We start from the raw sequence: 9598 nt of genomic DNA, 5'->3' as shown, positions 1-9598 counted from the left end.
GTCTCGAAATCGGTGCGGTAGATCCAGTCGCCGTCGCGCTGCGGGACGGTCGATTCGTCTTCCTTGATCCGCCCGCGCATCTCGGTGAACAGCGTGTCGGCGAGCGGCTTCAGCGGCGCCATCACCGTTTCATAGTAATCGTTCTCGGCCTTGAGGTAGGCGAGCACGTCCTTGTCCTCGACCTTGGGATAGCCGGCGTCCTTCAGCCAGGCCCAGGGATCATCGATCGTGACGCCGTGGACGGTGGCGGTGTGCGGGCGCCGCGCGGCGACAGGGGCGATGGCGGGCGCGGCGGGGCGGGGCGGGGGAAGATCGGTCATGCCGCTTCCATAACGTCCGGGCCGGGCTTGTCGAAGCCCTGTCCTTGCATTTACCCGGTGAGGTAGAGAAGGCGGACCGCCCGCGACAGCTTCGGGGCGAACGGAGGTAGACGTGACCCCTTATCACGATCGTCTCGCCGCGCTGCGCGCACAGCTTCGCGCCAGCCGGCTCGACGGATTCGTCGTTCCGCTGACCGACGAGCATATGTCCGAATATGTCGGCTCCTATGCGCGCCGGCTCGAATGGCTGACCGGGTTTCAGGGATCGGCGGGGACGGCGGCGGTGCTGCCCGACAAGGCGGCGATCTTCACCGACGGGCGCTACACGCTCCAGGTCCGCCAACAGGTCGACGGCGCCGACTGGCAGTTCGTGGCGGTGCCCGGCACCAGCGTCGCCGACTGGCTGCGCGCCAACGCGGGGCAGGGCGCGCGGATCGGCTATGATCCGTGGCTGCACACCCGCGCCTGGGTCGATGAGGCCCGCTGCGCCCTGACCGCGCAGGGCGTGGATCTGGTCGCGGTCGATGCCAACCCGGTCGATGCGGTATGGTCGGATCGGCCGTCGCCGTCCGACGCGGCGCTCGCGGTTCAGGACGACGCGGTCGCGGGAAAGTCGTCCGCCGCCAAGCGCGCGGAGGTCGCCGACCGGCTGGCGGAGCAGGGCGCCGACGCGGTGGTGCTGTCGGCGCTCGATTCGATCGCGTGGACGTTCAACGTGCGTGGGCGCGACGTCGCGCATACCCCGGTCGCGCTCAGCTATGCCCTCGTCAACGCGGACGGCACAGCCGACCTGTTCGTCGCGCCGGAAAAGATGACCGACGCGGTCGCCCAGCACCTTGGCAACGCGGTACGAGTCCATGATCGCCGCGCCTTCGCCCCCGCGCTCGGGCAGTTCGCGGGCAAGCGGGTCGCGGTCGACCCCGACCGCGCCGTCGCGGCGGTGTTCGACGCGCTCGACGATGGCGGCGCGACCGTGCTGGCGCTGCGCGACCCGACCGTGCTGCCGCGCGCGCAAAAGAACGCGGCGGAGGTCGCCGGGCACAAGGCGGCGCAGGCGCGCGACGGCGCGGTGATGGTGCGCTTCCTCAAATGGATCGAGGCGGAGGCGCCCAGGGGCGGGCTGACCGAGATCGCCGCGTCCGACCACCTCCAGCGGCTGCGCGAGGAGGCCGGCGCGGTCGATCTCTCGTTCGACACCATCTCCGCCACCGGCGCGCACGGCGCCAGCCCGCATTACAAGGCCGATGCCGAATCGAACGCGCCGATCCTGCCCGGCCAGCTCTATCTGATCGATTCGGGCGGCCAGTGGCCCAACGGCACCACCGACATCACCCGCGTCGTGCCGGTGGGAGAGCCGAGCGCGGAGATGCGCGACCGCTTCACCCGCGTGCTCAAGGGCCATATCGCGATCGCTTGCGCCGTGTTCCCCGACGGGACGACCGGCGGTCAGCTCGATTCGTTCGCGCGGCGCCCGCTATGGGAAGCGGGGCTCGATTTCGCGCACGGCACCGGCCACGGCGTCGGCGCCTATCTGTCGGTGCATGAGGGGCCGCAGCGCATCGCCAAGCCCAACTATCCCGGCGGTGGCCCGTCCGAACCGCTGCGCCCCGGCATGTTCCTGTCGAACGAGCCGGGCTATTACAAGGCGGGCGAGTACGGCATCCGTATCGAAAACCTGATCCTGGTGGTGGAGCGCGACATTCCCGGCGGCGATGCGCCGATGATGGCGTTCGAGACGCTGACCTTCGCCCCGATCGAGCGCGCGCTGATCGAGCCGGCGCTGCTCGACGTGACGGAGCGGGCGTGGCTCAACGCCTATCACGCGCAGGTGCTCGATGTGCTGGGGCCGGGCCTCGACGCCGATCACCGCGCCTGGCTGTTGGCGAAATGCGCGCCGATCTAATCCGATTCGGCGGGCGGGGGCGGCGTTGCGGCGGCGGTTTCGCGCGACTGGGCCTTGCGCCGGCGCAGGTTGGCGCGCAGCGCTTCGGCGAGCCGGGCCTTCTTTTCATCAGCGGATTCCATGGCGCCAGCGATAGGCCGCAAGCTATCGCCTTGACAATCCGGGCGCGCTCGTCTCTTAGCGCGCTTCCCCGTCAGGGCGAGTGCTGCCGTAGCTCAGTGGTAGAGCGCATCCTTGGTAAGGCTGAGGTCGTGAGTTCAATCCTCACCGGCAGCACCATTCTCCCCCGACCCGTCATTGGTCCGCGCCGGGGACCGGCTTGAGTGCGATGCCGCGGATGCGCCAGCTGCGCTGCGCCGCGGTCGCCCCGTCGATGTCGCCGGTCCGATGCAGCGTCACCTCGCCACGCAGATGGAAGGGCGCGCCGGACACCCGCCGGCCATAGGCCTGTACCGGGACGGTGACGTAACGCTGGCCGGCCCCGGCATCGATCGCGCCCGGCGCGCCGATCTGGGCGTGATAATCGGCATAGGGGGCAAAGCTGTCCGCGAACCCCTTGCCGGTCATCGCCACCGCCTGCGGCTCCCACAGCGCATAGGCGTCGGCGTAGCGCCGCTGCTCGATCAGCGCGTAGTAGCTTTGCACGACGTTGGCGGCGCCCTGGGCGCTGTCGGCGGTGAACGGCGCTTCGGAGACCGGGGTGCGATCGTTGGGCAGGCCACCCGGCTGGCCGGGCGGGATCGGCTCGACCGGGGGCAGCGACGCGACATTGGTTGTGGGCAAAGCGGCGGCGGGATCGACGACCTCGTCGGGCGGCAGCACGATCCCGTCGTTGGCGGTGGTCAGGTTGGCGTCCACCGGCGGCGCGGGCGGGCCGCCGCATCCCCCCAGCGTCAGGCTCGCCAGCACCACGCACCCCGTAGCGATCACATCAATCCGCATCGCAATCCTCCTCGCGTCGCACAGAAACGCGGCGGCGGTGCGGGGCGTTCCCCGGCGCCGGCTATCCCCGCAGCGGCATCCGGTAGGCCTGCAGCGCCGCATCCGTCGGCGTGCAGCCGGCGCCGGGCGCCTGCGGGGGGAGGTAATGGCCGTCCTCGATCGCGATCGGCTCGACGAAACAGTCCCTGATCCACGGGATATATTCGAGCATCGTCGTCGCCGGGTGCCAGAACGACAGGTGGACATGCACCTGTCCCATGTCGCCGACATGCGCCACTACCGGCAGCCGCCGCGCATGGGCCGCGTCGGCGACGCGGATATATTCGGTGATCCCGCCCAGACGGGTGACGTCGGGCTGGACATAATGCACCGCGCCGGCGCCGATGAATCCCTCGAAAGCGTCGGCGTTGTAGAGCTGTTCGCCCAGCGCGATCGGGATCGCGGTCGCGGCGGCCAGCGCGGCGTGCGAGCGGACGTCATCATACCACATCGGCTCCTCGAACCAGAACAGATCGAGCGCCTCGGCCCGCGCGCAGAATCGCTTGCAGGTCGGCAGGTCCCATTTGCCGTTGGCGTCGACCGCGATGGTGACATGGGGCCCGACCGCGCGGCGCACCGCCTCGATCCTTGTGATGTCGATCATCGGATCGTCATGACCGACCTTGATCTTGATCCGCCGGAATCCCTCCTGCTCGACCACGCGCGTGCATCCCGCGACCAGCGCGTCGCGGGTCAGCGACAGCCAGCCGATGTCGGTGTTGTACGCCTCCAGCCGATCGACGGTGGCGCCGCCCAGCAGCTTCCACAGCGGCAGTCCCGCCTTCTTCGCGCGCAGATCCCATAGGGCGATGTCGATCGCGGCCAGCGCGAGATGGGCGATACCGGCGCGGGCGACCCACTGGAGCGCGGGGTGGCGCGCTAGCTTGAGCCATAGCCGGTCGCCGTCGGCGGCATCCTCGCCCAGCAGCAGCGGCGCATAGCAATCGCCGATGCACGCCGCGATCAGCCGGTCGGACGCGAGATGCGCGTGGGTGCCGGTGAAGCCATAGCCGACCAGCCCGTCCTCGGTTTCTATCCGTGCGCCGACGATGCCCCAGTGGCTGATGGTGTTCGTCGAATCCGAAATGCTGCCCTGCGCGATCGGCGCGTGAAGGATGAATGGCTCGACCGATCTAATTCGCATTCCGGCGTCTCTCCCCTCGGCCGCGAACCGTGACTCTGCACGGAATGCGCCTTGCGATAAGTTTCATAATTGACACGGCGTATCATGGGTGACACAAAACGACAAGACCAGCGAGAGTCGAACCGGGAGCAGGAGGGGGTCATGAAGGGCACGCAGACGAAGGGCGCGATTCGCGCCGCGATCGCATTTTCGGCGGGTTTCACCGCGCTGGTGCTGGCGGCGCCGGCATGGGCGCAGGAGTCCAGCGACCAGCGCGGGGACAAGCCGGTGACGAAGGCCGAGCAGGCAGGCGATGTGGAGGGGCAGGCCGACGACATCATCGTCACCGGCTTCGCCGCCAGCCTTCAGCGCGCGATCGAGAACAAGCGCAACCTCGACGTCATCAGCGACGGCATCTCGGCCGAGGACATCGGCAAATACCCCGAACAGAACATCGCCGAATCGCTCCAGCGCGTCACCGGCGTGCAGATCACCCGCAACCTTGGCGCGGGCCAGTTCCTGAGCGTGCGCGGGCTCGACCCGAAATTCACCAACACGCTGTACAACGGCCGCCAGCTCCCCTCCGGATCGGGCACGCGCGCGTTCGATTTCCAGGTGCTGACCGCGAATTTCGCCAGCCAGGTCGACGTCTACAAGTCGCCCAGCGCCGACATGATGGAAAGCGGGCTGGCGGCGACGGTCAACATGCAGTCGATCCGCCCGCTGACGGTGGGCAAGCGCCGCGTCGCGATCACCGCCGAGGGCACGTATGACGAGCAGGCGCGCGGCGGCATCCGCCCGCACATTTCGGCGCTCTACACCGATACCTTCCTCGACGGCCGGCTAGGCTGGAGCGTCGCGGTCGACCTCAACCAGCGCAACCTCAACGACCAGCAGTTCGTCACCGACGGCGTGATCCAGGATTCGACCTGGGCCGGCGCGGATACGCGCTATCGGGTGTTCGGCATCCACCAGAATGATCTGGTCGGCACCGACAAGCGGCTGAGCGCGACCAGCTCGCTCCAGTTCAAGGCGACCGACAGCCTCGAATTCAACGTCGACACGATCGTGTCGCGGTTCGACCAGGCGTACAATTATTTCCAGGGCAACAACTGGTACACCGGTGCGGGTGCGCTTGGTCCGTCGCCGACCGACAGCGTCACCGTCGACGGCAACGGTGTCGAGACCGCGTGGCGCGGCACCAACGTGTTCCAGTGGGCGCAGGCCAACCGCTTCGCCTATCGGCAGGATATGTGGTCGACCGCGGTCGGCGCGAAGTTCGAGCGCGACGGCTGGAAGATCGATGCCGAGGGTTCCTACGGCAAGGCGACCGAGCTGACCTCACAGACCTATATTTCCTGGGCGACCAGCGCGCCGGGCGGCAGCATCTGGTACGATACGACGGTCGATCCGAAGGGGCCGATCAGCTTCGGTTTCTACAACGGCTTCGATCCGAACGACCCGTCGCACTATTATTACTTCGGCGTGCAGGGCAACTACAAGCAGCCGACGACGGATACGATCTGGAACGGCCGGATCGACGTGACCCGTGAGCTGGACATGGGGCTGATCCGCGCGGTGCGGTTCGGCGGCACCTTTCAGGACCGCACGCTGACCGCAACGCCCAACGCGATGCCGGCGTCGGCGGCGGGGTTTCCGGCGGACATGTCGCCGTATCTGACCGTCTACAGCAACCCGACCTATTTCAAATCCTATGACGGCCCGGCGACCTTTCCGAAGAGCTATCTGACGGTCGATCTCGACAAGTTCTTTCGGGATTTCCCGATGTCGGAGATTGTCGGGAACAACCCGCCGACGCAGGTGCTGAGCACCACCACCAAGGTGCAGGAACGGTCGGGGGCGGGCTATGCCCGGCTCGATCTGGCCAGCGCCAACAACCGGCTGCGCGGCAATATCGGCGTGCGCTATGTGGTGACCGAGGAAGCGTCGTCGGGCTATATCCCGACGCCTGATGCCAAGCTGGTCTACGGCTATTTCGGCGCCAACACGCTGGGCTACACCGATGCCGCGCTCCAGGCGCAGAAGTTCACCTACAGGAACCTGCTGCCGTCGCTGAACCTGGCCTATCAGGTCGGCAACGACGTGGTCCTGCGCCTGGCGGCGGCGAAGGTCATGCAGCGGCCGGACATGAACCTGCTCGCCGCCGCGAGCAGCCCGAGCGCGCCGACCGTCCCGCCGGAGGGGCAGCCGTGGCGCGGCAACCTTTCGCTCGGTAACCCGACGCTGAAGCCTTATCTGGCCAACCAGTTCGACCTGTCGTTCGAATGGTACATCGGCCGGCGCGGGCTGGCGGCGGCGGCGGTGTTCGTCAAGGACGTCCAGAACCTCGTCCTGACCAGCTATTACGACATGCCGGCGGTGGTGACGCTGGGGGATACGACGCGCGACATCACGCTCGCCGTCGCCCAGCCGAAGAACGCCGAAAAGGCGACGCTCAAGGGAGTCGAGGCCGGCATCCAGCAACAGCTCGACTTCCTGCCCGGTCCGCTCAAGCATCTCGGGGTCGTCGCGAACTACACGCATATCTGGTCGGACAGCGTCGTGTTGAACGAAGGTCAGCCGGCGCTGCCGCTGACCGGCATCTCAAAGGATACCTACAACGTCACCGGCTATTACGACGATGGCCATTTCACGATGCACCTCGGCTACAACTACCGCAGCAAGTGGGTGCAGGACCCGATCAGCTTCTTTGGCGACGGCAGCTTCGTCAAGGGTTACGGCCAGCTCGACGCATCGACCAGCTTTCGCATCAACGACAAGATCAGCCTGACCGCGTCGGTGGTCAACATCACCCAGTCGGCGCTGCGGCTGGTCAACAAATACGAGATCACCCGCCTCTACGACCTCAGCGGTCGCCGGTTCTACGCCGGCGTGCGCGCCAGCTTCTGATGACGAAGGGGGAGGGCGATACGATGATCACGCGCAGGAAAATCCTGGGCCAGGCGACCGCCGGGGCGGCCGTCGCCGGCATGTGGCCGGGCGTACCGACCGCATTCGCGGCGAGCGGGCAACAGGCCTATAACAATCCGCCCCCCGGCGTCGGGCCGCTGATCCCGGCGGACCAGAAGGCGCTGACCCGCTTCATGGCGCTGCGTTATGGCGTGTTCCTCCATTGGAACCCGGCGACGGTGTCGGGCAAGGAGATCAGCTGGTCGCGCGAGCGCGAGACGCCGACCGCCGAATACGACCAGCTCTACAAGCGGTTCAATCCGGTCGAGTTCGACGCCGATGCCTGGGTGCGGATGGCAAAGGACGCGGGCTTTCGCTACCTCACCTTCGTCCCCAAGCATCACGATGGCTTCGCGATGTGGGATACGAAGACCAGCGACTATTCGATCATGAAGACCCCGTTCGGGCGCGACGTGGTCAAGGAAGTGTCGGCGGCGTGCAAGAAGCACAAGATCGCCTTTTGCCTCTATTATTCGATCGCCGACTTCTATCATCCTGATTGCATCGGCGCGAACCATGCCAATGGCATGTATCTCGGCCCGCCGGGCTATGCGTTGCCTGACGGGGTGAAGCCCGACTTCAACCGCTACGTCACCTATATGAAGATGCAGCTCAAGGAGCTGTCGCAGAATTACGGCCCGGTCACCGCCTGGTGGTTCGACGGCGGCTGGATGCGCGAATGGACGCATGAGCGCGGAGTCGACCTGCTCAACTACATGCGGATGCTCCAGCCAGACACGATCGTCGATCACCGCGTCGGCTGTGCTTATAACGGGCGGGTCTACCTGCCGACGTGGTTCCCGACCGACAAGGACTATGTCGGCGACTTCGCGGTGCTCGAGGTCGACATGCCGCGGTTCAACCGCGACATCCCGTGGGAATATACCACGCCGGCCAACGGCCGCAGCTATTGCTGGACCGCGGGCGACTATCTGGCGTCCGACGTGTGGATCGACAATTTCGTCAAGTCGGCATGCGGCGACGGCAATTATCTGCTCGGTATCTCGGCCCCGTCGACCGGTCGCTTCGACCCTGCGCTGGTCGACAAGCTCGAGGAATCGAGCCTGTGGGTGAAGAAATACGGCGCGAGCGTGTTCGATACGCGCGGTGGGCCGTACATGCGCACCAGCGTCTATGGCGCGACGTGCAAGGGCAACCGCATCTACCTGCACGTGTTCGACCGCAAGATCAGCGAACTGACGCTGCCGGCGCTGCCCGCGCGGGTGACCGGCTGTTCGATGATGAACGGCGGCAAGGCGAGCTTCGTCCAGACCGGGGACGCGCTGACGATCAGGATCAACCCGAACGATACAGAGGCGCCGTCGACCATCGTCGTGCTCGACCTCGATCGCCCGGCGGAAGCGATCGCACCGATCGGCGAGGTGCCGGTCAATCGCGGCGTAAAGGTCAAGTCCTCGAACGCCGACGCATCGACCGACCGGTTCGCCTGCGACGGCGACATGCGCACCGCGTGGACGGCGGACGCCGCGACCAAGCAGCCGTGGATCGAATTCGATCTTGGGAGCGAACGCAAGCTGGGCCGCGCGATCCTGTTCGAGGGTGCCTTTGAAGGCGAGCTGGCCAACATCCACCGCTATCAGGTCGATGTGCGATCGAGCGAGACGGGCGAATGGCGGCGGATCGACGACGTCAAGACCTGGGGCTTCGATACTAGCGAGGAAGAGGACTTCTTCGAATGGCCGATCTCCGTCTTCAAGCCGGAACTGCGCTTCACCCCGACCAGCGCGCGCTATGTGCGGGTAAAGGTGCTCCGGGCGGTCGCGCCGCCCGTCATCCACGCCTTTGACCTGTACGAGAGATAATCGCGCCATGGCTCATATCATCGAACCGCCGTCGAGCGGCCCCGACACGCTTCACCCGTCCGCGGGCGCCGGCAACCTGACCTTCGTCACGCTGGTCAGCCTGGTGTCGGCGATGGGCGGGTTCCTGTTCGGCTACGAAACCGTGGTGATCGCCGGCACGCTGGCACCGGTGAAGGCGCAGTTCGGCTTTTCCGCGCTTATGGAGGGCTGGTTCGTCAGTTCCGGTCTGCTCGGCTGCGTGTTCGGCGTGCTGGCGGCGGGCCGGCTGTGCGACAGCGCCGGGCGTAAGCAGGTGATGCTGTTGTCGGCGGCGCTGCTGGCGATCGCCGCGGTCGCCTGTGCGGTGGCGGACGATGTGTCGTGGCTGATCGTCGGCCGTTTCATCGGCGGGCTGGGCGTCGGCCTCGCCTCGGTGGTGTCGCCGCTTTATATCTCGGAGGTAGCGCCGCCGCGCTATCGCGGGCGGCTGGTGTCGCTG

General features: G+C 66.8%; 7 protein-coding genes, 1 tRNA gene and 1 pseudogene. 5 read left to right on the top strand and 4 right to left on the bottom strand.

The genetic code is table 11. The features are described 5' to 3' along the window. Positions 1 to 320: pseudogene (locus VNR91_RS08280) on the bottom strand (S9 family peptidase); the annotation flags it as partial. Positions 321 to 432: 112 nt separating this feature from the next. On the opposite strand from VNR91_RS08280, the gene VNR91_RS08275 reads away from it, so the two are divergent. Continuing rightward, a complete protein-coding gene (locus tag VNR91_RS08275; protein ID WP_325490298.1) occupies positions 433 to 2223 on the top strand; it encodes an aminopeptidase P family protein in 1791 nt (596 codons plus the stop codon). Here VNR91_RS08275 and VNR91_RS08270 read toward each other — a convergent pair. Continuing rightward, positions 2220 to 2345: a hypothetical protein gene (locus VNR91_RS08270; RefSeq protein ID WP_325490297.1), complete on the bottom strand. Its 126-nt coding sequence runs from the start codon at positions 2343 to 2345 to the stop codon at positions 2220 to 2222. The genes VNR91_RS08275 and VNR91_RS08270 overlap by 4 nt on opposite strands. Before the next feature lie 82 nt (positions 2346 to 2427). Between VNR91_RS08270 and VNR91_RS08265 the strand changes: the two genes are divergently transcribed. Next, positions 2428 to 2502 (top strand) — tRNA-Thr (locus tag VNR91_RS08265). Positions 2503 to 2517: 15 nt separating this feature from the next. On the opposite strand, the gene VNR91_RS08260 is transcribed toward VNR91_RS08265, so the two are convergent. Further along, positions 2518 to 3165: a hypothetical protein gene (locus VNR91_RS08260; protein ID WP_325490296.1), complete on the bottom strand. Its 648-nt coding sequence runs from the start codon at positions 3163 to 3165 to the stop codon at positions 2518 to 2520. A gap of 61 nt (positions 3166 to 3226) precedes the next feature. Next, positions 3227 to 4348, bottom strand: coding sequence for a mandelate racemase/muconate lactonizing enzyme family protein (locus VNR91_RS08255; RefSeq protein WP_325490295.1), 1122 nt, complete (start codon positions 4346 to 4348; stop codon positions 3227 to 3229). A 141-nt stretch (positions 4349 to 4489) separates the two neighbouring features. Here VNR91_RS08255 and VNR91_RS08250 point away from each other — a divergent pair, with 141 nt between their 5' ends. From VNR91_RS08250 to VNR91_RS08240, 3 genes are all read left to right on the top strand, one after another. Then, positions 4490 to 7237: a TonB-dependent receptor gene (locus tag VNR91_RS08250; RefSeq protein WP_325490294.1), complete on the top strand. Its 2748-nt coding sequence runs from the start codon at positions 4490 to 4492 to the stop codon at positions 7235 to 7237. Beyond that, positions 7237 to 9120 (top strand): alpha-L-fucosidase, encoded by a 1884-nt coding sequence (locus VNR91_RS08245; RefSeq protein WP_325490293.1) that lies wholly within the window; start codon positions 7237 to 7239, stop codon positions 9118 to 9120. The genes VNR91_RS08250 and VNR91_RS08245 overlap by 1 nt, the downstream gene beginning before the upstream one ends. A gap of 7 nt (positions 9121 to 9127) precedes the next feature. Further along, on the top strand, positions 9128 to 9598 hold a 471-nt coding region (locus VNR91_RS08240), incomplete at its 3' end, for an MFS transporter (protein WP_325490292.1).

Origin of the sequence: Sphingomonas sp. (assembly GCF_035555815.1) — a bacterium.
Lineage (GTDB): Bacteria > Pseudomonadota > Alphaproteobacteria > Sphingomonadales > Sphingomonadaceae > Sphingomonas.
Note: the sequence above shows the minus strand (reverse complement) of the source record. Positions and strands in the feature narration are given on the sequence as shown.